16 protein-coding genes are annotated in these 24,481 nt (G+C 73.5%); 4 read left to right on the forward strand and 12 right to left on the reverse strand.

Annotated features, from left to right (window positions below):
• Nucleotides 1-4 precede the first annotated feature (4 nt).
• Both ACZ407_RS11260 and ACZ407_RS11265 read right to left on the reverse strand, forming a co-directional pair.
• Entirely contained in the window at nt 5-1,081 is a 1,077-nt protein-coding gene (locus ACZ407_RS11260; RefSeq protein ID WP_468127479.1) for a DNA polymerase Y family protein, read from the reverse strand.
• Entirely contained in the window at nt 1,078-4,581 is a 3,504-nt protein-coding gene (locus ACZ407_RS11265; RefSeq protein ID WP_468127481.1) for a DNA polymerase III subunit alpha, read from the reverse strand. Before ACZ407_RS11265 ends, ACZ407_RS11260 begins: the two co-directional genes overlap by 4 nt.
• A 129-nt stretch (nt 4,582-4,710) precedes the next feature.
• Here ACZ407_RS11265 and ACZ407_RS11270 point away from each other — a divergent pair, with 129 nt between their 5' ends.
• Nucleotides 4,711-5,790 carry a DUF3533 domain-containing protein gene (locus tag ACZ407_RS11270; protein WP_468127482.1) on the forward strand — a complete coding sequence of 360 codons (1,080 nt, stop codon included), beginning with the start codon at nt 4,711-4,713 and terminating at the stop codon, nt 5,788-5,790.
• Between the two features lie 120 nt (nt 5,791-5,910).
• Here the strand turns inward: ACZ407_RS11270 and adhE are convergent, their stop codons facing one another.
• Nucleotides 5,911-8,511 (reverse strand): bifunctional acetaldehyde-CoA/alcohol dehydrogenase, encoded by a 2,601-nt coding sequence (gene adhE, locus ACZ407_RS11275; protein ID WP_468127484.1) that lies wholly within the window; start codon nt 8,509-8,511, stop codon nt 5,911-5,913.
• 299 nt (nt 8,512-8,810) lie between these two features.
• Between adhE and ACZ407_RS11280 the strand changes: the two genes are divergently transcribed.
• Nucleotides 8,811-9,698: an alpha/beta fold hydrolase gene (locus tag ACZ407_RS11280; RefSeq protein WP_468127591.1), complete on the forward strand. Its 888-nt coding sequence runs from the start codon at nt 8,811-8,813 to the stop codon at nt 9,696-9,698.
• A 117-nt stretch (nt 9,699-9,815) separates the two neighbouring features.
• Here ACZ407_RS11280 and fxsT read toward each other — a convergent pair whose 3' ends face one another.
• From fxsT to fxsA, 4 genes are all read right to left on the reverse strand, one after another.
• Entirely contained in the window at nt 9,816-13,757 is a 3,942-nt protein-coding gene (gene fxsT / locus ACZ407_RS11285) for an FxSxx-COOH system tetratricopeptide repeat protein (RefSeq protein ID WP_468127486.1), read from the reverse strand.
• Nucleotides 13,741-15,135 (reverse strand): TIR-like protein FxsC, encoded by a 1,395-nt coding sequence (locus ACZ407_RS11290; RefSeq protein WP_468127488.1) that lies wholly within the window; start codon nt 15,133-15,135, stop codon nt 13,741-13,743. Before ACZ407_RS11290 ends, fxsT begins: the two co-directional genes overlap by 17 nt.
• Before the next feature lie 231 nt (nt 15,136-15,366).
• A complete protein-coding gene (fxsBH, locus tag ACZ407_RS11295) occupies nt 15,367-17,637 on the reverse strand; it encodes a radical SAM/SPASM protein FxsBH, inactivated beta-hydroxylase extension form (RefSeq protein ID WP_468127489.1) in 2,271 nt (756 codons plus the stop codon).
• 29 nt (nt 17,638-17,666) lie between these two features.
• Nucleotides 17,667-17,831 (reverse strand): FxSxx-COOH cyclophane-containing RiPP peptide, encoded by a 165-nt coding sequence (gene fxsA / locus ACZ407_RS11300; protein WP_468127491.1) that lies wholly within the window; start codon nt 17,829-17,831, stop codon nt 17,667-17,669.
• A gap of 189 nt (nt 17,832-18,020) precedes the next feature.
• Here fxsA and ACZ407_RS11305 point away from each other — a divergent pair, with 189 nt between their 5' ends.
• On the forward strand, nt 18,021-18,914 hold the full coding sequence (locus ACZ407_RS11305; RefSeq protein WP_468127493.1) for a DUF4231 domain-containing protein: 894 nt from the start codon (nt 18,021-18,023) through the stop codon (nt 18,912-18,914).
• A gap of 20 nt (nt 18,915-18,934) precedes the next feature.
• Here the strand turns inward: ACZ407_RS11305 and ACZ407_RS11310 are convergent, their stop codons facing one another.
• The 4 genes from ACZ407_RS11310 to ACZ407_RS11325 form a co-directional block, all read right to left on the reverse strand.
• Entirely contained in the window at nt 18,935-19,414 is a 480-nt protein-coding gene (locus ACZ407_RS11310; RefSeq protein ID WP_468127495.1) for a hypothetical protein, read from the reverse strand.
• 93 nt (nt 19,415-19,507) lie between these two features.
• On the reverse strand, nt 19,508-20,392 hold the full coding sequence (locus ACZ407_RS11315; protein ID WP_468127497.1) for a S1 family peptidase: 885 nt from the start codon (nt 20,390-20,392) through the stop codon (nt 19,508-19,510).
• A gap of 66 nt (nt 20,393-20,458) precedes the next feature.
• The gene (locus ACZ407_RS11320; RefSeq protein ID WP_468127499.1) at nt 20,459-21,313 is read right to left on the reverse strand and encodes a DUF1684 domain-containing protein; all 855 of its coding nucleotides are present in this window, start codon (nt 21,311-21,313) and stop codon (nt 20,459-20,461) included.
• Between the two features lie 67 nt (nt 21,314-21,380).
• Nucleotides 21,381-22,547, reverse strand: coding sequence for a DUF5685 family protein (locus tag ACZ407_RS11325; RefSeq protein WP_468127500.1), 1,167 nt, complete (start codon nt 22,545-22,547; stop codon nt 21,381-21,383).
• Between the two features lie 279 nt (nt 22,548-22,826).
• On the opposite strand from ACZ407_RS11325, the gene ACZ407_RS11330 reads away from it, so the two are divergent.
• On the forward strand, nt 22,827-23,267 hold the full coding sequence (locus ACZ407_RS11330) for a cell division protein SepF (RefSeq protein ID WP_468127502.1): 441 nt from the start codon (nt 22,827-22,829) through the stop codon (nt 23,265-23,267).
• A 9-nt stretch (nt 23,268-23,276) separates the two neighbouring features.
• Here the strand turns inward: ACZ407_RS11330 and ACZ407_RS11335 are convergent, their stop codons facing one another.
• The gene (locus tag ACZ407_RS11335; RefSeq protein WP_468127504.1) at nt 23,277-24,449 is read right to left on the reverse strand and encodes an acyl-CoA dehydrogenase family protein; all 1,173 of its coding nucleotides are present in this window, start codon (nt 24,447-24,449) and stop codon (nt 23,277-23,279) included.
• Between the last annotated feature and the right edge of the window lie 32 nt (nt 24,450-24,481).

A 24,481-nucleotide genomic window follows, 5' to 3' on the forward strand; every position in this document is an offset into this window, starting at 1 on the left:
TCGCTCAGGCCGCGAGGGAGCCGCGCCGGATGGCGTCCGGCCCGAACTTCGCCCGCACCCGGTCCGCGACCGCCTCGATCCGGCGGGACTTCTCGTCCTCCGGGTCGAAACTCAGCTGGTGCGCGGCCCGTTCGGCCGGTGCCAGCCCCTCCGCGCGCACGGTCAGGGCGCGTACCCGGGCCCGCTGGAGGCCCAGCGCCTCGTACATCGCGTAGGCCGCGGCGGTGAGCGCGGCGGAGTGCGCGGTGGGTTCGGCGAGGGTGCGGGTGCGGGTGACCGCGGTGCGGTCGGCGCAGCGGACCGTGAGGGACAGGGTCCGGCACACCTGGCGCCCGTCCCGCAGCCGGGCGCCGAGCTCCTCGGTGAGGGAGAGCAGGGCGCGCCGGTGCCGTACGGGGTCGATCTCGTCGCGGTCGAAGGGGCGTTCGGCGGCGAGGGAGGGCACGGAGGCCCCGGGGAGCACGGGGGTGCGGTCGATGCCGTGGGCCCGTTCGTACACGTCCCGGCCGGCCTTCGCCCCGAGGATCCGCTGGAGGGCGGGGAGCGGGGCGGCGGCGATCCGGCCCACGGAGTCGAGGCCGTACGTGCACAGGGTGCGGGCGGTGGCGGCGCCGACCCCGTCGAGGGCGGCGGCGGGCCGGTGCGCGAGGAATTCCCGTACGGCGTCCGGCTCCGCGGGGACCGACAGGGTCTGGCCCGGCCGGGCCGCGCGGGCGGCCATCCGGGCCAGCATGGGGTTGCCTGCCGTGCCGATGGCGCAGTCCACCCCGTACAGGGCGAGGGCCCGCACCCGCAGGAGGGCGGCGAGCTGGGCGGCGTCGCGGCCGAAGTAGCGCAGTGCGCCGGTGAGGTCGGCCAGGGCGGTGTCGGGGGGCAGGGTCTGGACGGTGGGGGTGAGGGCGGTGAGGAGTCCGAGCAGGCCGGTGTAGGTGGCGGGGTCGAGGGGGTCCCCGTCGGGGCGCCGGAAGCTCACGCAGAGCACGGTGGCGGCGCCGCCCCGCGGGGCGTTCCCCCCGCCCCGCGGGGAACCGGCCCCGCCGGGGTGCGGGGCGCGGGGTCCGGGGCGGAGTCCCGGGGTCATCCCGCGCTCCCCGGGCTGGAGTGCCACAGCTTGCGGCCCGTGGCCGGGCCGGAGCCGGGCGGCTGGAGGTCGGCCCACGGGTTCATCTCGTACCCGGTGGGCAGGTGGATGCGGCGCCCGGCGTCGGCAGGTGCGGCCGGGCCGGGGCCCGGGCCGGGCTCGGCGAGCCGGGCCGCGACCGCGTCCAGCCCTCCGCTGCCGCGCAGTTCGGCCAGCTCGGCCAGGTTCCAGGCGGCGGAGCCGACCACGCTGAGGCTCTGCGGGCCGCGGCGCTGGACGACGCCCCGCACCAGCAGCAGCCAGGAGTGGAAGACGGTGTGGGCGCAGGCCTCGTGGCTGTCGTCGAAGAACGCGAGGTCCACCAGGCCGGTGCCGTCGTCGAGGGTGGTGAAGATGACCCGGCGGCCGGAGCGGACCGGCGGGGTCTGGGTGGCCGCCTTGGCGCCCGCGACCAGCACGGTCTGCCCGTGGGCGGTCTCGCGCAGCCGCCGGGCGGGGACCGCGCCGAGTTCGGCGAGGAAGGCGTGGTGGTCGTCCATGAGGTGCCGGGTGGTGTCCATGCCGAGGACGCCGAGTTCGGCGCTGAGCCGTTCGGCCTCGTTGAGGTCGGGCAGTCCGACGGCTCCGGTCTTCCGGCCGCCGCCCAGGGGGAGTTGGCGGCCGTGTCCGGCGGGTGCCCGCCGGTCGCGGTGGAGTTCGGACAGGTGCAGCAGCAGGTCCCGGCGGTTGGCGCCGAAGGCGTCCAGCGCACCGACCTGGGCCAGGCGTTCGGCGACGGGCCGGCCGGGGCGGGCGCGGTCCCAGAAGTCGAGCAGGGAGCTGTAGGGCTGCTCCTCCTCGATGCGGGCGGCCTCCGCCCCGCTGATGCCGTGGACGTCGGCCAGGGCGAGCCGAAGTCCCCACACCCGGGGCTCCTCGGACACCAGTTCGATGCGATGGGCGGCCGCGGACCGGTTCACGTCCAGCGGCAGCACCGGCACCCCGCGCCGCCGGGCGTCCGCGAGCAGCAGGCGCTTGGGGTACATGCCGGGGTCGTGGGTGAGCAGCCCGGCGTAGAAGGCCGCCGGGTGGTGCGCCTTGAGCCAGGCCGACTGGTAGGTGGGCACGGCGAAGGCCACCGCGTGCGCCTTGCAGAAGCCGTACGAGCCGAAGGCCTCGACGATCTCCCAGGTGCGGGCGACCACCTCGGCCGGGTAGCCGCGCTCCTCGGCGTGCTGCGCGAACCAGGCCTTGATGCGGCCCTGGGACTCGGGGTCGGAGAGCCCGCGGCGCACCCGGTCGGCCTCGTCCCGGCCGCAGCCGGTCATGATGTCCACGATCTCGATGATCTGCTCGTGGAAGACCACCACCCCGTAGGTCTCGCGCAGCGGTTCCTCCAGGTCCCGGTGGGGGTAGCGGACCGGCGCGCGGCCGTGCCGGGCCTCGATGAACGGCCGGACCATGTCGGCCGCGACGGGCCCCGGCCGGAACAGGGAGATGTCCACGACCAGGTCGTGGAAGGTGGCGGGCTGGAGCCGGCCGACCAGGTCGCGCTGGCCCGGCGACTCGATCTGGAAGCAGCCCAGGGTCTCGGCGGAGCGGATCAGCCGGTAGGTGGCCTCGTCCCCGGGCGGCACCTGCGCCGGGTCGTCCAGGTCGATCCGCTCCCCCGAGGCGCGTTCGACCTCGGCGACGGCGTGCGCCATCGCGGACTGCATCCGTACGCCCAGCACGTCGAGCTTGAGCAGCCCGAGGTCCTCGACGTCCTCCTTGTCGAACTGGGACATCGGCAGCCCCTCGCCGCTCGTGGGCACGACGGGGGTGCGGGCGAGCAGCGAGGCGTCGGACAGCAGCACCCCGCACGGGTGCATGGCGACCCCGCGCGGCAGTGCGTCCAGCGCTTCGACCAGCTCCCACAGCCGGCCGTGCTCCTCCGCCCGCACCCCGCGCAGTTCGGGGAGCTCGGCGAGGGCGGCGCGGGCGTCGCGGGCCCGGATGTGCGGGAAGGCCTTGGCGAGCCGGTCGGTCTCGGCGGGGTCCATGGACAGGGCGGCGCCCACGTCCCGGATGGCGTGCCGCACCCGGTAGGTCTCGGGCATGGACACGGTCGCGACGCGCTCGGCGCCGAACCGGCCGAGGATGGCCCGGTAGACCTCCAGCCGGCGGGCGGATTCCACGTCGATGTCGATGTCGGGCAGCACGGGCCGGCGCTTGGAGAGGAAGCGCTCCATCAGCAGGCCGTTCTCGACCGGGTCGGCGTGCGCGATCCCGAGCAGGTGGTTGACGAGGGAGCCGGCGCCGGAGCCCCGCGCGGCCACCCGGATCCCCATCTCCCTGATGTCCTCGACCACTTGAGCCACCGTCAGGAAGTATGAGGCGTAGCCGTGGTGGGCGATGATGTCGAGCTCGTGGTGCATGCGGTCCCAGTACGCGCGCCGGTCCGCATGGCCGCGCAGCACCATGCCGGCGGCGCACCGGGAGGCCAGGACCCGCTGGGCGCTGCGGTGTCCGGCGCCGACCAGCCAGGGTTCGGGGAAGTGCACCGAGCCGATCCCGAGGTCGCCCTCGGGATCGACGCGGCAGGACTCGGCGTCCTCGCAGGTCTGCGCCAGCAGCCGGCGCGCGCCCGCCGCGCCCAGGCCCGCGGCCTCGGCGATGCGGTCCGCGGCGGCCGCCATGGCGGTGGCGTCCTTGAGCCAGCGCTCCCCGCTGTCGAGGGGGCGCCGGGGGTCGATCGGTACGAGCCGGCGGGCCGCGTCGAGCACGTCGGCGACCGGCCCCTGGCCGGGGTCGGCGTACCGTACGGCGTTGGTCAGCACGGCCGGTACGCCCTGCTCCGCGGCGAATCCGGCGGTGCGTGCGGCGAGCCGCAGCGAGCCCGGGCCGGTGCCGGTGCGGCCGTGGTGGACCGCCTCCAGCCGCAGGGCGTCCCCGTACACCTCCCGCCAGGGGGCGAGCAGCCGGGCGGCCCGGTCGGGGCGGCCCGCGGCGAGGGCCCGGCCGACCTCGGAGCCGGGGCCGAGGAGGACGAGGACCCCCTCGCCGTGGTTGTGGCCCCAGGGCAGCAGCGGGCGGCCGGCGGCGGGGTCCGCGTGGGCGGCGCTGACCAGCCGGCACAGGGTGGCCCAGCCGGTGGCGCCGTCGCGGGCGAGGAAGAGGGCGCGGGGTGCGGACTCGTCGACGAAGGCCCCGCCCTTGACGGGGGCGCGCCGCCGCCCGCCGGCCCGGGCCGGCCCGGAGTCCGCGGGGGCGGGTACGGGGGCGACGGCGAGGTGGGTGCCGAACAGGGGCCGGATGCCGGCCTTCAGGCAGGCCTTCGCGAAGCGGACGGCGCCCGCGAGGGTGTCCCGGTCGGTGAGGGCGAGGGCGTCCATCCGGCGGTCGGCGGCGCACTCCGCCAGCCGGTCCGGGTGCGAGCCTCCGTAGCGCGCGGAGAACCCGGAAACGGTGTGCAGATGCGTGAAACCGGGCACCCGCTCCTCCTGCTTTCCCTTGGTGAACCGCCTCCCCTCTTCCACCATAGACCACTTTCGAACGCACGTACGACACACATGTTCGAACGCCGTTCCGCGCTCCGGCCACCGCCCCGCAGGTCATCCGTTCGGCCCACCCCTGCTGCGCACGGGACCGGGCGCCCCGACCGTGGGGGCATGACACGGACGGACGCAGGCCCCGCCCAGGGGTTCCTCGCCGAGATCAAGGACGCGGTCACCACCCGCGCCGCACTGCTGGTCATCGGGGTGCTGGCGCTCCAGCTCGCCTTCATCACCTCGTACATCGGCGCCTTCCACCAGCCGAAGCCGCACGAGATCCCGCTCGCCGTGGTGAGCCCCGCCCAGCCGGTCACCGCGCAGGCGGTCCGGCAGCTCTCGGCGCTGCCCGGCGATCCGCTGGACCCCCGGGCGGTCTCCGACGAGGCCACGGCACTCCGGCAGATCCGGAACCGGGAGGTCGACGGGGCGCTGGTCATCGACCCGGCCGGGCGGACCGACCGGCTGCTGGTGGCGAGCGGGGCGGGCGCCTCGCTGTCCCAGGCCCTCGAACAGGTGCTCACGCTCAGCGAGGCGGCCCAGCAGCGCACCGTGAAGGTCACCGACGTGGCCCCGGCCGACCGGGGGGACGCCCGCGGGCTGTCCTCGTTCTACCTGGTCGTCGGCTGGTGCGTGGGCGGCTACCTGTGCGCCGCGATCCTCGCGATCAGCGCGGGGGCGCGGCCCGCGAACTCGGCCCGCGCCGTCATCCGGCTGGGCGCCCTGCTCGCGTACGCGGTCGTGGCCGGCCTGCTCGGCGCGGTGATCGCGGGGCCGGTGCTGGGCGCGCTGCCCGGCAGCATCGCGGCCCTGTGGGGGCTCGGCACGCTGATCGTCTTCGCGGTCGGCGCGATCACCCTGGCCTTCCAGGGGCTCGCCGGGGTGGTGGGCATCGGCCTGGCGATCCTGCTCGTGGTGGTGCTCGGCAACCCGAGCGCGGGCGGCGCCTACCCCTACCCGCTGCTGCCCGCGTTCTGGCGGGAGATCGGTCCGGCCCTGCCGCCCGGGGCGGGCACGTACGCGGCCCGTTCGATCGCGTACTTCAAGGGCAACGACCTGGGCACGTCGATGCTGGTCCTGGCCGGTTGGGCGGTGCTCGGCTCGGCGGTCACCCTGGCCTGCGCGGTGTTCCGGCGGGGCCGCCCGGGGGCCGCGGTCGGCAGCGGGACGCAGGCCGCCCCGGACCCCGGAGGCGGCTGAGCCCGCCGGGGCCCGGGGTACCGCCCCCGGGCAGCACCGGGCCGCCTGCGCACGGGACCGCCGCCGCTCCCCGGAGGGAGTGGCGGCGGTCCCGTGCAGGGCCGGACCGGCGGACCGGGGTCAGCCGGCGGTGCCGTAGTAGGCCCGGCGCATCAGCTCCTGCATCTCGTCGAGCATCGGCATCCGCGGGTTGGCGGGGGCGCACTGGTCGGCGTAGGCGTTCAGCGCCTGCTGCGGGAGGGCCGCCAGGAAGGCCTCCTCGGGCACGCCCTGCTCGGCGAAGGAGCCGGGGATCCCGCAGGCGGCGCGCAGCTCCTCGACGGCGCGGGCGTAGGATTCCACGCCCTCGGCCGGGGTGGCGGCGGGCAGGCCCAGCATCCGGGCGATCTCCTGGAAGCGCTCCGGGGCCCGGTAGACCTCGGCCTTCGGCCAGGGGACGGCCTTGTGGGTCACCGTGCCGTTGTGGCGGATCACGTGCGGCAGCAGCAGGGCGTTGGTACGGCCGTGGGGGACGTGGAAGGTGTTGCCCAGGGTGTGCGCCATGGCGTGGACCAGGCCGAGGAAGGCGTTGGCGAAGGCCATGCCGGCCACGGTGGAGGCGTTGTGCATCTTCTCGCGCGCCTCGGGGTCGCGGGCCCCGTCCTTCACGCAGCGCTCCAGGTTGCCGAAGATCAGCCGGATGGCCTGGAGGCAGAGCCCGTCCGTGTAGTCGTTGGCGTACGCGGAGACGTAGGCCTCGGTGGCGTGCGTGAGCGCGTCGAAGCCGGAGTCGGCGGTGACGGCGGGCGGCAGGTCCATCGGCAGGACGGGGTCGACGATCGCGACGTGCGGGGTGAGCGCGTAGTCGGCCAGCGGGTACTTCTGCGCCGCCGCGGGGTCGGAGATGACGGCGAAGGGGGTGACCTCGGACCCGGTGCCGGAGGTGGTGGGGATGGCCACCAGCTTCGCCTTCTCGCCGAGCCGGGGGAACTTGTAGGCGCGCTTGCGGATGTCGAAGAACTTCTCCTTGGTGTCGGCGAACTCGACCTCCGGGCGCTCGTACATCAGCCACATGATCTTCGCGGCGTCCATCGGGGAGCCGCCGCCGAGGCCGATCACGGTGTCGGGGCGGAAGTCGCGCATCAGGGCGGCCCCGGCGCGGACGGTGGACAGCTCCGGATTGGGCTCGACGTCGTCGATGACCTGGATGGCCACCGGTTCCTCGCGGGCCTGGAGGATGCCCGTGACCTTCTCCACGAACCCGAGGGCGGTCATGGTCTTGTCGGTGACGATCGAGACCCGGCCGATGCCCTCCATCTCGCCGAGGTGGCGGATGGCGTTGCGCTCGAAGTAGATCTCCGGCGGGACCCTGAACCACTGCATGTTGGTGTTGCGCCGTCCGATCCGCTTGATGTTGACGAGGTTGACCGCGGTCACGTTGTCCGACACCGAGTTGTGGCCGTACGAACCGCAGCCGAGGGTGAGCGAGGGCAGGAAGGAGTTGTAGACGTCGCCGATGCCGCCGAAGGTGGAGGGCGCGTTGGCGATGACGCGGACGGCCTTGACCTTCCGCCCGAACTCCTCGACGAGGGCCTCGTCCTCGGCGTGGATGGCGGCGCTGTGGCCCAGCCCGTGGAACTCGACCATCTGCGCGGCCAGTTCGAGGCCGTGGGCGGTGTCCTCGGCCTTGAGGGCGGCCAGCACCGGGGAGAGCTTCTCGCGGGTGAGCGGCTCTTCCTCGCCGACCCCGGCGCACTCGGCGAGGAGGACGGACGTGCCCTCGGGGACGGAGAAGCCGGCCTGTGCGGCGATCCACTGCGGGGACCTGCCGACCACGTCCGGGTTCAGGCGGGCTCCGGAGCAGCCGGCGCCGTGGGCGGTGGTGCCGAAGACGAACTCCTCCAGCTTGGCCTTCTCGGCGGCCGAGACCACGTGCGCGCCCAGCCGCCGGAACTCGGCGATGCCCTCCTCGTAGATCTCGGCATCGAGGATGACGGCCTGCTCGGAGGCGCAGATCATGCCGTGGTCGAAGGCCTTCGAGAGCACGATGTCGTGGACGGCGCGCGCCAGCTTCGCGCTCTTGTGGACGTACGCGGGCACGTTGCCGGCGCCGACGCCGAGGGCCGGCTTGCCGCAGGAGTAGGCGGCCTTGACCATCGCATTGCCGCCGGTGGCGAGGATGGTGGAGACCCCGGGGTGGCGCATGAGGGCGTCGGTGGCCGCCATCGAGGGCTCGGCGATCCACTGGATGCAGTCCTCGGGCGCGCCGGCGGCGACGGCCGCGTCGCGGACCGTGCGGGCGGCCTCGGCGGAGCAGTTCTGCGCGGAGGGGTGGAAGGCGAAGACGATGGGGTTGCGGGTCTTCAGGGCGATCAGCGCCTTGAAGAGGGTGGTCGAGGTCGGGTTCGTGACCGGGGTCATCGCACAGACCACACCGACCGGTTCGGCGATCTCGGTGATGCCGTTCAGCTCGTCGCGGCGGATGACGCCCGCGGTCTTGAGCCCGCGCATCGAGTGGACCACGTGCTCGCAGGCGAAGAGGTTCTTGACCGCCTTGTCCTCGAAGAGGCCGCGGCCGGTCTCCTCCACCGCGAGCCGGGCGAGCTCGCCGTGCCGGCCCAGGGCCGCCAGCGAGGCCTTGCCGACGATGTGGTCGACCTGCTCCTGACCGAGTGCCTCGAACCGGCCGAGCGCGACGAGCGCCCTCTCGACCAGTCCGTCCACCGTGTCGTTGGACTGCATGGCGGGAACTCCTTCGTTCGACCCGTTTTCCCGGCTCCTCAATTCGACACCCGAAAGCGGAACCAATGGCGCCGAAAAAGCCCCTGAGTGGAAGGCCGAAAGGCCCTTCCGATCCCCACAAGCACCCGCTCCACCCCCTGTGACCAGGGAAGATCGAGAGTGACCTAAGACCCGCGTGCGCTTGTGAAAACTTTCACAAGAATTCCCCCGAAGTGCGCCCTACCGCGCTCCGGGCCTCGCGAGGACAATCTCCGTGACACCCGCGTCGACCGTGGAGGAGGGAGCGCGTGCGCAGTCGGATGCGTACCGCGGACGGGCGGCATCTGACCGTGGAGAGGCTCGGCGACCCCCGGGGCAAGCCGGTCTTCCTGCTCCACGGAACCCCCGGCAGCAGACTGGGCCCCGCCCCCCGCGGGATGGTCCTCTACCAGCGCCGCATGCAGCTCATCGCCTACGACCGCCCCGGCTACGGGCTCTCCGACCGCCGGCCCGGCCGCACCGTCGCCGACGCGGCCGAGGACGTGGCCGCGATCGCCGACTCCCTCGGGCTGGAGACCTTCGCCGTGGTGGGCCGCTCCGGCGGCGCCCCGCACGCACTGGCGTGCGCCGCCCTGCTCCCCGGCCGGGTCACCCGGTGCGCCACCCTGGTGGGCCTGGCCCCCCGGGACGCGGACGGCCTGGACTGGTTCGACGGCATGACCACCTTCAACGTGCGCGAGTACACCGCGGCCACCGTGGACCCCGAGGAGCTGGCCGCCCGGCTGATCCCCCGCTCGGACGCCATCGCCAAGGACCCCGGCCGGCTGCTGGAAGAGCTCCGCCTCGAACTCACCGACAACGACCGGAGCATCGTCTCCGACGCGGGCCTGCGCCTGATGCTGGAGCGCAACTACCGCGAGGGGCTGCGGCATTCGGCCTACGGCTGGCTCGACGACATCCACGCCTTCGCCGCCCCCTGGGGGTTCGACCCGGCCGACATCGCCTGTCCCGTGCTCCTCTGGCACGGGGAGCAGGACGTGTTCTCGCCCGTGGGCCACTCCCGCTGGCTGGCCCGCCGCATCCCCCGGGCCACCGCCACCTTCGAACCGGCCTCCGCCCACTTCGCGGCCTTCCGCGCCCTCCCGGACGTGCTCACCTGGCTGATCCGGGACCAGGAGCCGGTCCCGCCGCAGCAGCGGTCCGCCTGAGCGCGGGAGCCCCGCGCAGAGCACGCCGGAGAACCCGGCGCAGAACGCGGCGGAGACCCTGGCGCGGAGCCCTGCGGGGAGCCCGGCAGAGCTCCCCGCAGGGCTCCCCCCGGCGCCTCACACCGCGAGCGGCTCCAGGTCCCGGTGCACCCGCCGCTCGTCGCGCGCGTACCGGGTCAGCCCGTGGTCCTCCCCCAGCAGCCGCTGGAGCTCGGCGACCGTCTCGTACCGCAGCCGGGCCGCCTCCTCCTTGCGCCCCACCCGGTCCAGGCTGACCGCCATGTTCGAGGCGCAGGCCAGGGTCTCGGGGTGGTGGGCCCCGAGCACCTCGCGCAGCCGGCCGGCCGCGATCCGCTCGATCTGGAGCGCGCCCGCCGGATCGCCCAGGTCCGCATGGGCGTTGGCCAGGTTCAGGGTGGCGAAGATGGTGTGCGGGTGGTTGTCCCCGAGCACCTCGCGCATCACCCGGATCGCCCCCTGGAGCATCGGCTCGGCCGTCTCCGGGGCGCCGGTTCCCCAGTGGAACACCGCCAGGTTGTTGATCGCCGCCAGGGTGTACGGGTGGCGCTCCCCCGGCACCTTCATGTACTCGTCCACCACCTCCTGGGCGATGTCCCGGGCCGCGAGCGGGTCCCCGGTGGCGAACAGGTCCGCCGCCAGGTTCAGATCGCAGGCCAGCAGGTCCGGGTTGACCGAGGTGTACTTGGCCCGGTACCGGTTCCGGGTGGCCGTCGTCAGCCGCAGGGCGTCCTCCAGCTGCCCGGCCCGCCGCAGCGAGACCGCGAGGTTCTTGGCGGCCGCCAGGGTGCCGGGGAAGGCCCGGCCCAGGGTCCGCTTGTACACCTCGTACGCTCTGCTCAGCAGCTGCACCGAGTCCTCGTACCGGCCCACCTCGCGCAGGTCGCGGGCGAGGTTCTGCGCGGAGGAGAGGGTGTACGGGTGCTCGGGGCCGAGCACCTCCGTGCGCCGGTCGAAGACCTCCTGGTCGATCTCGCGGGCCCGTGCGTACTGGCCGACCATGCGCAGGTTCAGGGCGAGGTTGTTGGCGGCCGCCAGGGTGCGCGGGTGCGCCTCGTGGAAGATCTGGCTGAAGCCCTCGTGGGCCTCGGTGGCCAGTTCCATCGCCTTGCCGTACTGGCCGAGGGCGCCCAGGTTCATGGCCAGGCCGCTGGTGGTCATGTAGGTGTGCGGGTGGGAGGGGCCGAGGGCCCGGCGCTGGCGTTCGAGGGTGACCTCGTCCAGCTCCTTGGCCTCCACGTAACGCCCCTGCGAGCGCAGGATGTTGGAGAGGTGGAAGCGCAGGTAGAGGTACTGGAGGTCGCTGTCGCCGAGGGTCTCCTTCCACACCTCGCGCAGTTCGGTGCCGAGCTGGTAGGCGGCCTTGAAGTCCCCGCGCTTCCACAGGTAGCGGACCCGGTCGATGAGCAGCCGGCGGGTCTCGGGCTCCTTGCAGTAGCGGGCCTCGGAGGGGGGCAGGTGCGGCCAGATGGTGTTGAACCGCGGCCAGGTCTCCGGGTTGTCGATCGGCTCGTCGTCGTCGGGGCGGGCCCCGGCGAGGATCCGGTGCACGGCGTGCCGGGCCTCGCGCTGCTCCTCCTCGCCGAGCTGCGCGCGGATGACGGCCTGCACCAGGCGGTGGACCTGGATGCTGTTGCTGACCTGGTCCACCTTGGCGAGGGCGAAGCGGCCGATCTCGCGGATGACCCGGCCGAGTACGAGCTTCTCCTGGAGGGAGGGGTCGTACGGCTTGAGGGCGTCGATCATCTCCTTGCTGTAGAGGAGGTTCGCGGAGATCGGCTCGGGTGCGAAGAAGGCGCACAGCTGGAGCAGCCGGACCGCGGCGGGCGAGCGGCTCTGGAGCCGCTCTATGGACACGTTCCAGGTGGCGGCGACGGGCTCCGGGTAGCCGGCGGGCTGGTTGAGGCCGAGCACCCGGGCGGCCTGCTCGGCCAGCTGCTCCAGGTAGGACTGGACCGGGGTGGCGGTCTCCGCGATCCAGGCGCCGGCCTGCTCGACGGCGAGCGGCAGGTCGCCGACGGCGGTGGCCACCTGGTCGGCGTCCTCCAGGCTGAGTCCGGGTGCCCGGCGCTGGAGGTGCTCGATGGACTCCTCGCGCAGGAAGACGTCCACGGGCAGGGCGTCGCCGTACTGGGACCAGCTCTGGTTGCGGGAGGTCACCAGCACGTGCCCGGGGCCGCCGGGCGGGAAGAACCGCTTGACGGTCTCGGGGTCGTCCGCGTTGTCGAAGACGAGCAGCCAGCGGGAGGTGGGCACGCCCCGGCGCAGCAGGTCGATGGCCTCCTGGGAGGCGGCCGCCATGTCCTCGCCGGTCTGCGCGCCGAGCCGGACCGCGAGCTCCGCGAGGCCCGCGACCACGTCGTCGGTCTGCTCCGAGGAGATCCACCAGACCAGGTCGTAGTCGGCCATGAACCGGTGGACGTACTCCAGCGCCACCTGGGTCTTGCCGACCCCGCCGAGCCCGAAGAGGGTCTGCGGCTGCGGCAGCACCACGGAGATCCCGCCGCCGAGCTGGTCGCGCATCCGCTCCAGCACGATGCTGCGGCCCGTGAAGCCGGGGTTGCGGGGCGGCGCGTTCCAGATCTTGGGGACGGTGCCGGGGAACCGCGGCCCCGGGGACACCCCGTCGGCCGGCTGGACCGGCCGCTCCAGGGCGCGCAGCAGCGCGGCGGTGGCGTGGGCCTCGTCGAGGCGGAACAGGTCCACCGGATTGCGGTCGATGTACGGGGTGCTGAGCCGGACGTCGCCGACGCGGAGGGCGACCAGGTTGCGCCGGCCGCCCGTGGGGTCCTCGGCGGCGGCCCGTTCCCAGATGTCCACGGCCCGGGCGGACTTCAGGTAGGCGCTGGAGAGCAGGACCACGGTGCGCGCCGGGCTGTCGGTGCCGAAGCCCGCGCCGAGGGTGTCGCCGGGGCGGGGCTCGGCGGAGACGTCCTTGGGGACGACCCGGAAGCCGGCCCGGGTGAGCACGGATTCGATCCAGTCCGCCCACATCCGGTTCTCGGCCACGTACGAGAGGAAGAGGTCGGCGGGCAGGGCGGGGCGGCGGCGGGTGAAGGCGTCGCGGATCCGCAGCCGGGTCTCCTCGCCGATGGCGGGCATGGCGGTGACGGTGCCCTCGGAGACCACGGCGGTGAGCCGTTCGAAGGCGGACAGCAGGGAGTTGGTGAGCCCGGCCTCGTCCCCGAAGGTGGCGAGGGTCTCCTCGTACGCGTAGTAGGGGCGGTACGGGATCTCGACGGCGCCCCAGTAGGCGGTGGCCTCCTCGCCGGCGAGGCCGGTGGGGAAGCGGTCGAACTTGAGGCGGGCCAGGGCCCGTCCGGCGTCGGCCTTCTCCTTCTCGCCCTCGTCGATGCGCATGGGGACGGGGTAGATCCTGATGTCGCGGTCCCCGTAGCGCTCGTGGACCTGGCGGGCCACGGCGGCGGCCCCGTCGATGGACTGGTCGGAGAGGGTGAAGCAGTCCACGAGCACGTCGGGCAGGTGGAAGGTGCAGATGTCGGCGATGTCGCTGAGCCCGGTGCGGCTGTCGATCAGCACGTAGTCGTAGTTGCGCTTCATGTCGGCGCGCAGGGCGTCGAAGAAGAGGCCGCCGCCGAGCCGGTCGTAGAAGTTGTCCCAGTCGAAGGTGGAGACGGTCGCGGAGTACTCGCGGTTCTGGCGGCCCGCGGAGACGAAGTCGAGGGTGCCGCCGCCGGGGAACTCCCAGCCGAGGTTCTCGGGGGTGAGGGAGACGGCGTGCTGCTGGATCCGCGCGTAGTCCTTGTGCCAGTCGTCGGGCCGCTGGACGGGGCTGGTGGCGGCCCACGCGTACTCGGTGATCAGGTCGATGACCCCGGTGGTGGCGCCCAGGGTGGAGGGGTCGAGGAAGGGGTGGAAGAACCGGTGCAGGCCGGGGGCCTCCAGGTCCCAGTCCACCGCGAGCACCCGCTTGCCGTTGGCGGCGAGGATCCAGGCGGTGTTGGCCAGGGCCATGGTGCGGCCGGTGCCGCCCTTGTACGAGTAGAAGGTGACGACGCGTCCGTCACGACTGGGGGTCATCCGCGTCCTCCGCATCGGGGCCGAATTCCTCGTACTCGGGCAGCGCGTGCTCGTGGTGCGGCTTGTCGAACCGTGATGCGGTGGGGAGCGGGGCGGGCGGCGGCAGCGGGGGCGGGGTGCCGCCGGTCATGCCCATCGGGCCGACCAGCCGCGGGCGTTCGCCGTGCCGGCTGCCGGCGGGCGGGTAGACCTGGGCGTGTCTGAGGAACTGCTGGGCGGCGGCCTCGACCACCTGCGGGAGTATCTGGCCGAGTGCCTCCATGGTGTGGACGCCGTTGGCGGCGACGCGGCAGGCGGCCCGGCCCTGGCTCATTTTGACCGGCATCGTCTCTTCCAGCCGGTGGATCAACTCGGTCTCCTTCGCGTGGCTCTGGTGGTCCAGCCGGTTCCACGGCACGACGACGCTCACCCAGGGCCGGGGATCCTGGTCGAAGGCGGCGAGCCGCTGCCTGCGCTGCTCGTCGGCCACCGCCCAGCGGTCGACGAGCAGGATCTCCGGGCGGACGGGCGGCTGTTTGCTGTCGAAGTGGCCGGCCTCGTCGTCGAAGGAGGCCATGACGGTCTGGTAGTTGAGCGAGCGGACCAGGTCTTCCGCCACGTGGGCGACGGGCCGGCGCGCGTCGGGGTGGTACGGGTTCCACTCCAGGGCGGAGTCCCCGTAGTACTCCGGGCTGCGCCCGTCGGGGAGTTCGTGGCGGGTGCCGGCGGCGACGGTGATCTGGAGGGTGCGGTGGGCGAGTCCGGGGCCGCGGTTTCCGGGCCGTCCGCCGAAGGCGCTGGGCACCATGCGGTAGTCGACGGGGCGGCTGGACTGGAGCCGGACCGATTCGGCCACGCGCACGATGCGCTTGGCGAGTTCGTAGACGGCGCGCTCGTACTGCTCGGCGTAGGAGCGGAGTTTGATGAGCCCGTACAGCCCGTCGGTGACGTACCGGTCGCCGAAGGTGTTGTGGTTGAACTGGAGGCGTTCGGCGGGCCCGGGGAGCTGGGAGGGGGGCACCGGCACCCACAGGGCGGGCACGATGGCCTCGGCGGGCTCGTTGTTCAGGGCCCCGTGGTGGATCGCGCGCTGGGCAAAGGCGTACCACTCCTTTCCGCACATCTCACTGGCGAAATAGCGCGGCGAGAACAGCGGAACGAAGACCAGGCAGGAGGCGAGTGCCGCGCCCAGGCGTTCCGACCAGCCCTCGCCGGAGCGTATCTCCCGGTCCATGAATCCCGCGGGGGCGCCGGCCGGGAGATCGGTGAGGGCCATGACGTGGCCGCACAGATCCCGGAAGAGGCGTTCGACCCACATGTCGGGGTCGGGGCCGCCGGCTCCGTACCTCGGAGTATGCGCATAACTGAGAAAGAAGTACGGCTGCGCTGTTGAAGGCACACGACCCCCGTCCCGTGACTACTGCTCACATCGGGTGGAGCGAGGAAACATCATTCCGGAGCTTCCATGCCACATCCCCCCAACCTTCAGTCAATCAACGCCTATTTTCGGTCATCCGGGCAAGACCCCGTCGGGTTCTCCGGGGAATTCCCAGGGCATGTGCGGAACTCTCTCCCCCGATTTCCCGCCGGGCCCCTTGACCGCCGCCTGCGCATGCGCTTCCGGGGTTCCTCACACCCCCGCCGCCTTGAGTTCCCAGCGCAGGTCCTCGACCAGGGCCTGTCCGGTGGTGGTGAGTTCCGCGGCGGCGGCGAGCCGGTCCAGGGCCCGCAGGATGTCCTCGGCCTCCGCCTCGCCGTCGTCCATGGGCCCGCCGGCCCCGGCCCGCCGGCAGGCCTCGACGGCCACCTTCTCGTGCACGTCGGCGAGCAGCCGGGAGACGGGGACCGGGTGCGCGCGCCACGGGGACTCGTGCAGCCATTCCCCGTCCAGCGCGTAGAGGTCGGCGACCTCGGCCAGGGCCCGCAGCCGGGCCCGGCGCCGCCCGGTGAGCAGGGCCAGTGCGGTCTGCGGGACCCCGCCGGACCAGGGCACGCCCAGGGCCCCGGGCCCGTGCCGGCCGGCCTCGCCGCGGCCGCTGGTGCGCGGCCCGCCGGCCAGCGGGGTCAGGGTGGTGAGGCCGGCGGCGGCCTGCCGGGCCAGGTCGGGGACGGTCCGGTGGAGCAGCTTCCAGGCGGCGGCGAGCCGGTCCTGCCATTCCGCGGCCTCCCCGGCGCCGAGCCGCAGCCGCGGGGGGCGGGCGAAGCAGTTGCGGTGCGGGTCGAGGTCGTCGAGGACGGCGCCCGGGGCCTCGGGTCCGGCCCCGGCCCAGACCCGTACGGGCTGCCAGCGGCGCTCCCCCGCGGCCGGCCGGAAGGCCTGCTCGGTCCGGCCCTCGCGGACCGCGAACCCCTCGTCGGTGGCGCGCAGCTCGCCCGGCCCGCTGCCGCCGCGGCCGGCGGCCTTGAGGAGCCCGAGGGTGGGCAGGTAGACCTGCCCGTCCCGGAAGGGCACCGGCACCCGGGCCGCGAGCCGGCCGCGGACCACGGCCGCGGCGGCGAGCGCGGCCAGCCGCCGTCCCGCCGCGGGCCCGGCCGGCCGGCCCTCCCGTACGGCGTCCAGGGCGGCGAGCAGCCAGGTGCGGGTGTACGGGTGGTCCAGTACGGGGTCCAGGGCGGCGGCGGCCTGTCCGGTGGACTCGATCTCGGTGAGCAGTTCCCAGGAGCGCTGCCAGGCGGGGCCGCCGGAGCCGGCCAGGTCCCCGTGCAGCCGGGCGAGCAGCATGCGGGTGAGCTGCTGCTGGGCGGAGGCGAGTTCGGCGGGCTCGGCGAGTTCGGCTGCGGCCGCGCTGCGGGCGGTGCGGCCGGCCACCCCGTCCACGAGTTCGCGCAGGTCGGCGCAGTAGACGGAGGGGTTGTCGAAGCCGTTTCCGGCCCGGTAGCGGTGGGTGTAGAGCCCGCCGCCGCACGAGCGTACGACGGGGCAGGCCCGGCAGGTGGCGCTGACCCCGGCGAGGCCGAGCTGCCGGGCCCGGACCCCGGGGTGGGCGGCCACCTCGTCGAAGGAGTGGCGGAGCACGTCGAAGCCGGTGGCGGCGGCGCCGTCGAAGGCGCTCTTGAGGGAGTCGACCTGTTCGAGGGTGCCGTCGGTCTCGACCACGATGAGGTCGGTGGGGGCGAGGCCGAGGGACTCGGTGAGGCTGGGTCCGCCGCGCAGGGTGCTGAAGAGGGAGTCGAAGATCCGGACGGGCACCCGGCGGCCCTCGCGGTCCCAGTGGTCGAAGACGCGCAGCAGCCAGCGGGCGTAGGCGTCGGGGGTGCCGTCGGGGCGGGGCGGCGGGGCCTCCCAGGTGGCGTGCGGGAGGAGGAAGTCGATGCGCGGGGGTTCGAGGGCGGTGAGCGCGTCGAGGACGGCCACGGGGTCGTTCTCGACGTCCACCGTGCAGAGCAGCCCTTGGTACAGATGGCGGTAGGGCCCGCTGCGGAGCAGGTCGAGGGCCTTGAGGACCAGGGGGTGGCTGGTGCGGCCGTCGGCGAAGCGGCGGTGCCGGTCGTTGGCGGCCCGGTCCCCGTCGAGGGAGACGCCGACCTTGACGCCGAATTCGGCGAACAGGTCGAGATAACGGCGGCCCAGCTGGAGTGCGTTGGTGTGGATCCGCAGGTCGAGGGCCGCGGTGCCGGCGAGGGCCCGGGTGAACTCCTCGCACACGAAGCGGAGTCGGGCTGGTCCGGCAAGGAGGGGCTCCCCCCCGTGAAGAATCACGGTGACGGAGGGGAGCGCGTGGTCTCGCGCATGTGCGGCGAGCCGGGCGGCGGTGTGCGCGACGACCTCTTCCGAGATCGTTTTCGGCCGGGCCCGCCAGCTCTGGTCCGCGTGTTCGTAGACGTAGCAGTGATCACAGGCAAGATCGCATCTGCTGTGAACTTTCAGGACGATCTCGCGAAAGGCGATCAGGCCGGTCATTCCACCAGTCTAGGGCTCCGACTTCGGGGTCAGAGCGCCGAGTTGAAGATCGACTGCTGGACGGTGCGGCGGATTTCGGACGGAAGGACCCGACTGAGGGCGGCCGTGGCGGCGTCACTGCGTACGTCGATCTCGGCCAGGGGAACACGACGGTTCTTCTCAACGCTGGTCGAAGGGGTTGCAGAGGTCTTCACGGCCGTCCTTAGGGAATGGGCATGGAAATGACAACAGCGACGCGCTAGTGTCGGTGTGGACTTTACTCTTCCGGCCACTATTGGCAACCGAGACATGACGCCAGGTCAAGCGTTCTATCGAAAGAGTGAGCACCGGGCAGCAACACTGGGGGGTTGGCTGTGGTGGACTTTTCCGGACCGCTGGGCAGCATGACGTTTCGGAACGAGGATCTTCCCGCTCTTTTCCATCATGCCGACGCCGCGGCGATCTCCCGCCAGCGGGAATCCACGCAGGCCACCCGGGTGCAGCTGCTCCTCCTCGTGCTCGCGGCCGCCCTCTGCGGACTGCCGGCGGTCCCCGTCGGCCCGCTGCGGCTCTTCGGCGCGCTGGGCGCCCTCGCCTATGCCGGGGTGCTCGGCGTGGGCGTGCGCGCGACCCGGCGGCGGGCCCGTCCGCAGTGGCAACTGAACCGCTCTGCGGCCGAGTTCATCAAATCCCTGGCGTGGCGGTACGCGGTGCACGGCGCCCCCTTCGGCTCGGACGGCGCGGATCCCGAGGGGCTGTACCGTACCCGCCTGGAGTCGGGTCTGAGCGAGCTGAAGAAGATGGGCTGGGCCGATCCCCGCGATGCGGGGACCCTCGGCCAGGGGGTGGAAATCACCGCCGCAATGCAGGAGTTGCGCAGCCGTGTCTACAGCGTGCGCCGCGAGACCTACGTACGGGACCGGCTCATCGAGCAGCGCAACTGGTACCGGCGGCGCACCGAGGTGTCCCGGCGGGCGACCGCCCTGTGGTCCTGGACCATCGTGCTGCTGACCGCCCTGGCCCTGGTCTTCGCCCTGCTCAGGGCGGTGGGCTCGGGCCCGGGTGCGGCCGCGGCCGGGCTGCTGAGCGCCGCCGCGGCGGCGGGCATCGCGTGGAACGAGATGCGCCGCCACCACCCGCTGATCGAGGCGCACAGCCTGATCGAGCAGGACCTGGCGGCCATGATGGTGGTGATGCAGACGACGATCACCGAGGAGCAGTGGCCCGCCGCCGTCTACGAGACCGAGCGCTACGTCTCGCCCCAGCACACCGACTGGCTTGCGCGGCACAGCAGTTGACGTAGCGTCGGATACGCGGCTCAGTCCCGGCAGACTCCGTCGCGCCAGATGACGGTGACCGGTTTCCCGAGGCTGCGCGCGTACGCGACGATGTCGCCGGTGCCGCCGCGGCCGCGGGCCGGCAGCCCGTCCCACACGGCGACCAGGCGGTCGCACGCCTCCGCGATGTAGGTGCCGGCCGCGTAGTACGCCTCGTCGGTGGCGTGGGCGTGGCCCATCCGGACCTCCTGGGTGGCCCGGTCCTTGAGGCGCCGGTAGCGGGCGAGGGCCTCCGGCTCCGGGAAGTCCGCCTCGTAGTCCGCGCTGGGGATCACCACGGTGAGGTCGGCACCGCACTCCAGGGCGATGTCGGCGAAGAGCTGGTCGGCCCCGTCGGCGAGGCTGGAGAGGGCCTCCATCGGGCCCTCGTGGCCGCGCAGCACGGCCCGCAGCCGCTCCCGTACGTGGGCGAGCAGCTCCTGCGGAATCGACCGGTGCCCGGTCACCCCGATGCGCTTCATACCCGAGAGCCCCCCGTCGGCCGACCGCAACGCGCCCCCGGACATCCTCCCAGAAGCCGGGGGAACGTCCAGGGGCGCGCGGGGCGTGCGGGGTCAGTACACGCTCACCCCGTACGCGGCCAGCGCCTCGGTCACCGGCTGGAAGAAGGTGGTGCCGCCGGAGGTGCAGTCGCCGCTGCCCCCGGAGGTCAGGCCCACCGCGTTGCTGCCGGAGTAGAGGGAGCCGCCGCTGTCGCCGGGCTCGGCGCAGACGTTGGTGCGGATCATGCCGTAGACGATGTCCCCGCCGCCGTAGTTGACGGTGGCGTTGAGGCCGGTGACCCGGCCGCTGTGGATGCCCGTGGTCGAACCGCGCCTGGTCACCGGCATGTTCACGGTGGCGTTCACCGCGCCGGTGATGTCCTGGCTGCCCACGGTGCCCGGGTGGGTGACCGCGGAGTTGTCGTAACGGACCAGCCCGTAGTCGTTGTTGGGGAAGCTGGAGCCCACCGTGGGGCCGATGGCGGTGGTGCGCGAGGAGTTGGTGTACCAGGTCCCGGCGCCGTCCGTGCAGTGCCCGGCCGTCAGGAAGTAGTACGTGCTCCCGCTGCGGACGTTGAAGCCGACCGAGCAGCGCCAGCTGGATGCGTAGATCGCGTCGCCGCCGGAGAGCAGGCGGCGCAGGGTGCCGGGGATGCGCTCGATGCGCAGGGCGCCGGCGTCCGCTCCCGCCTCGCGCCTGATTCTGGCGAGGTCGGCGGCGGAGACGGTGGAGTCGGCGGCGACCACGAGGGTGCCGGTGGCGGGATCGGTGTGCCAGGCGGTGCCGGCCACGTCGGCCCGCAGCACGGAGGCGCCGGCGGCGGCGAGCCGGGCTGCGGAGTAGCCGCCCGTGTCACTGCCGGAGGCGCCGGCGGCGGGGGCGCCGAAGGCGGCGAGGGCGGTGATGGCGGCGCCGATGGCGGCGAGCCGGATGGGGGTGGTGCGCTTGAGCCTCACTTGTCGTCCTCCCTGGAGGGATCGGGGGCCCGTGGTGGGGGTGCGCTGCACGGGAGTGTCGCGGCGTCAGTTACGGCCCGCAAGGGTGCCTTTCAGCCGCCTCTCGCCGGCTTCGACGGGGAACGGGAGCGTGTTGCCGGGCGGCGGGAAGGGGCAGATGAAGTGGTCCGCGAAAGCGCAGGGCGGCAGCAGCGCCCGGTTGAAGTCCACGGTGACCGTGCCGTCCGGGGCGGGGGCGGGGGGCTTGAGGAAACGGAAGCGGTAGCTGGTGGAGCCGCCGGTGGCGTCCCCGAACACGGCCCACAGCCCGCCGCTGCCGGGGTCCACGGCCACGCGGAGGGTGTGCTCGGCCCCTTCGTGGCGGAAGGCGAGCTCGCCCCCGAGGCCGAGCCCGCGGGAGCGCCCGTCCGCGTTCTCGACCTGCACGGTCCGGTGCTCCGGGTACGGCCGGAAGGTGCCGGTCAGCACCCAGTCCTTGTGGTGCGGGGTGGCCTCGATGCCGCGGAAGGCGCCCCGGGCGGGGGCCTGCGGGTCGAAGACGCGCACCGCCCACTGCCCTTCGCGGCGCAGGACGACGAGGTGGCGTCCGCCGTGGGCGAGCCGGGCCTCGGCGGGCGGGTGCTCCTCGGTGCCGAGCCGGGCGGTGCCCTCGAAGGGCTTGCCGTCCAGGGTGAGCCCGTCGCCGGGGTCCGCGCCGAGCTCCACCTCGCCCCCGTGCACGCGCCACCGCCCCGGAACGTCCGGAATTCGGCCTTCCGGGTAGTCGGCGAGCCAGTGGGTCGCGGTCAGCGACAGCGGTCCGTAGGGGGCCGAGACGGTGTCCGTCCGGTGTTCGTGCCACTGCTGCCATGCGGTGTACGCATCGTCGGGCCGGTCGTCCCCGGGCGGACCGGGCGGACCGGGATGTCCGTGATCACTCATGCCGGTCACATTCCCACAAGCGGCCGGTGCGGCATCCCGGGGTACGCCGTACGGAGCTGATGAGCCCTCAGCAGCCGTCGCAGGGACAGCAGCAGCAGTCCCCGCAGCCGTCGCACCCGTCGCAGCAGTCGCAGCCGCAGTCGTCGCAGTTGCTGCACCACGCGTCGCGCTTCTTCCGGGACCAGGGCCCCTCGTGGTCGGTGCAGCACAGCCGGCAGGTGCAGAAGAGCCCGAGGGCCACCGCGCAGCCGGACAGCAGCCCGCGGCGCGGCTTCTGCGGCGGGGGCAGGGGCGCGAGCGGCGGGCCGAAACCGGGGCCCGGGGAGTACGGGTTCCCGTGCGAGGCGGTGTGCGCCGCTCCGGCCGGGTGCGCGCAGCCGGAGGTGCCGAAGGCCCGGTCCACGGAGGTGCGCAGCTCGTGGACGAGCAGCCGGTGGGCCAGTCCCCCGTCGGCGAACTCGGCGTCCTTCAGGGCGAGCCGGATGCCGTGCAGGGCGTCGTCGCACAGCCGGCGCGCCTCCGCGAGCGGGGTGCCGGTGGCGGCGAGCGGGTTCCACGCACCGGTCCTGGCGTCGGCCTCGAGGTCCTCCACGGCGTCGAGGAGGTGGGCGAGCCGGCCGAAAAGCCGGCCCGCCTCCGCGAGGGCGGGTGCGTTGCCCGGGCGCCCGGCGAGCTGCGCAGTGTGCGCGAAGGCGGCCGCGGTGGCGGTCTCGGTGGGTTCGGTGACGGCGAGCAGCGGGGTGCCGGGGCCGGCGAGGGCCTCGACGCCGGTCTGCCGGTCCACGGCGTCCACGAGCAGGGCGGTGTCGAAGCCGAGGGCGGCCCCGGTGCGGGCGCCGGCCCGGTCCCAGGAGCGGGCGACCCGGCGGGCGGCCGCGGCCACGGGGGCGCGCGCCAACAGCCCGTCCCGGTCGGCGACGTGGTCGCGGACCTTGGCGGAGGCCAGGACCAGGGAGACGGCGGCGGCGAGCCGGGCGCCCTCGCCGTGGGCGACGGCGGCGGTGCGCATGCCGCGCAGCGGGCAGGGCCCGGCGGTGCGGCGGGGATGCGGGGCGGGTCCGGACTGAGCGTCCGTCAGGACCGAGACCAGCAGGCCGTCGTAGTTGGTGACGATGCGGGCGAACTGCCCGTGGTCGCTGCGAAGTGCCAGGCAGAGACCGCAGAGATGGGCCGTCCACTCGGCCTTGAACCGCTCGCCGAGGCGGTGCGTGCATGGTCTGACGATGCCGAACAAGGCGCTCCCCCCGTGTTTCGTGCGCGCGTGCGGGGCATCGTACCGAGCCCCGTTCCTTCACCCGTACGCCCGCCTCTTCACCCGCACGGAGGGATGCGTCGTATTTTCACTCAGTCAGCAGCCGTACGCGTGCGAATCCTTGACGATGCGACGGGTGTTCTGCACCAGAACCGTCACGAATCCACTGCGCGGCGGCTATCCACTTGGCGCGCTGTCAGCATCATGGACGACCATAGGCAGTGCGGAACCACAAACAGACCGCGGTGAAAGGAGGCGTCCATGGGTTCGGTGCGCAAGGCCAGTGCCTGGCTGGGTCTCGTCGAGGACAGCGACGACGAGCGGTACTACGACGACGAGTACGCGGAGGCTGCCCCGGGCGCGCAGTCCGACCCGTGGGTCACCGACCCCCGGGTGCGGGTGGCCACGGACTCGGCCGTCGAGCGCGGCCGCCGGATCGCCACGGTCACCCCGGACGGCTTCCGCGACGCCCGCGGCATCGGCGAGCTGTTCCGGGACGGGGTCCCGGTCATCGTCAACCTCTCCTCCATGGACCCGACCGACGCCAAGCGCGTGGTCGACTTCGCCGCCGGCCTCACCTTCGGCCTGCGCGGCTCGATCGAGCGGGTGGCGACCAGGGTCTTCCTGCTGACCCCGGCCGACACCCAGATCGTCAGCGAGAACGGGCACCGCGGCCAGGACGGCTTCTTCAACCAGAGCTGAGCGGGGTGCTCACCGGAAGGCGTCGAGGCCGGTGAGCGCCTTGCCCAGCACGAGCTGGTGCATCTCGACGGTGCCCTCGTAGGTGAGGACCGACTCCAGGTTGGTCGCGTGCCGCATCACCGGGTACTCGAGGGAGATCCCGTTCGCCCCGAGGATCGTGCGCGACGTGCGGCAGATCTCGATCGCCTCGCGCACGTTGTTGAGCTTGCCGAAGCTGACCTGCTCCGGCCGCAGCCGTCCCGCGTCCATGCGGCGGCCCAGGTGGTGGGCCAGCAGGACGCCCTTGTGGAGTTCGACCGCCATGTCGGCCAGCTTGGCCTGGGTCAGCTGGAAGCCGCCGATCGGCCTGCCGAACTGCTCGCGGCTCTTCGCGTAGCCGAGGGCCGCCTCGAAGCTGGCGCGCGCCGCGCCCATCGCCCCCCACACGATCCCGTACCGGGCGTGGCTGAGGCAGCTGAGCGGGCCCTTGAGGCCGGTGACGCCCGGCAGTACGGCGTCGGCGGGCAGCCGCACCTCGTCCATGACCAGCTCGCTGGTGACCGAGGCGCGCAGCGACCACTTGTGCTTGATCTCGGGGGCCGAGAACCCGGGGCTGCCGGTGGGCACGACGAACCCGCGGACCCCGTCCTCGGTCTGCGCCCAGACCACGGCCACGGCGGCCACCGAGCCGTTGGTGATCCACATCTTGCGGCCGGTCAGCACCCAGTCGGCGCCGTCCTTCTTGGCGTACGTGCGCATGGCCGCGGGGTCGGAGCCGACGTCGGGCTCGGTCAGGCCGAAGCAGCCGATCAGTTCGCCGGCCGCCATGCCGGGCAGCCAGCGCTGCTTCTGCTCCTCGGAGCCGTAGCGGTGGATGGCGTACATGGCGAGCGAGCCCTGTACGGAGACCAGGGAGCGGATGCCGGAGTCGGCGGCCTCCAGCTCCAGGCAGGCCAGGCCGTACTGGACGTTGCTCGCGCCGGCGCAGCCGTACCCCTCCAGGGACATGCCGAGGGCGCCGATGGAGCCCAGCTCCCGGGCCAGCTCGCGGATGACGGGCAGCTCGCCCGTCTCGTACCACTCGGCGACGTGCGGGAGCACGCGGTCGGCGGCCCAGCTGCGGACGGTGTCGCGGACGGCGAGGTCCTCGGGGCTGAGCAGGTCGTCGAGGCCGAGCGGATCGGCGGGGTCGAAAGCCGGCATGGACGAAGAAGACACGGCGGGGCCTCCCGGCG

Source organism: Streptomyces sp. NPDC030809, assembly GCF_055572195.1.

Coding starts and splice junctions, on each gene's coding strand:
- ACZ407_RS11280 (WP_468127591.1), top strand. CDS start 8,811: ATGCGTACCGCGGACGGGCGGCATCTGACCGTGGAGAGGCTCGGCGAC.
- ACZ407_RS11310 (WP_468127495.1), bottom strand. CDS start 19,414: ATGAAGCGCATCGGGGTGACCGGGCACCGGTCGATTCCGCAGGAGCTG.
- ACZ407_RS11335 (WP_468127504.1), bottom strand. CDS start 24,449: ATGCCGGCTTTCGACCCCGCCGATCCGCTCGGCCTCGACGACCTGCTC.
- fxsBH (WP_468127489.1), bottom strand. CDS start 17,637: ATGACCGGCCTGATCGCCTTTCGCGAGATCGTCCTGAAAGTTCACAGC.
- ACZ407_RS11320 (WP_468127499.1), bottom strand. CDS start 21,313: ATGAGTGATCACGGACATCCCGGTCCGCCCGGTCCGCCCGGGGACGAC.
- adhE (WP_468127484.1), bottom strand. CDS start 8,511: ATGCAGTCCAACGACACGGTGGACGGACTGGTCGAGAGGGCGCTCGTC.
- ACZ407_RS11305 (WP_468127493.1), top strand. CDS start 18,021: ATGACGTTTCGGAACGAGGATCTTCCCGCTCTTTTCCATCATGCCGAC.
- fxsT (WP_468127486.1), bottom strand. CDS start 13,757: ATGACCCCCAGTCGTGACGGACGCGTCGTCACCTTCTACTCGTACAAG.
- ACZ407_RS11265 (WP_468127481.1), bottom strand. CDS start 4,581: ATGGTGGAAGAGGGGAGGCGGTTCACCAAGGGAAAGCAGGAGGAGCGG.
- ACZ407_RS11270 (WP_468127482.1), top strand. CDS start 4,711: ATGACACGGACGGACGCAGGCCCCGCCCAGGGGTTCCTCGCCGAGATC.
- ACZ407_RS11330 (WP_468127502.1), top strand. CDS start 22,827: ATGGGTTCGGTGCGCAAGGCCAGTGCCTGGCTGGGTCTCGTCGAGGAC.
- ACZ407_RS11260 (WP_468127479.1), bottom strand. CDS start 1,081: ATGACCCCGGGACTCCGCCCCGGACCCCGCGCCCCGCACCCCGGCGGG.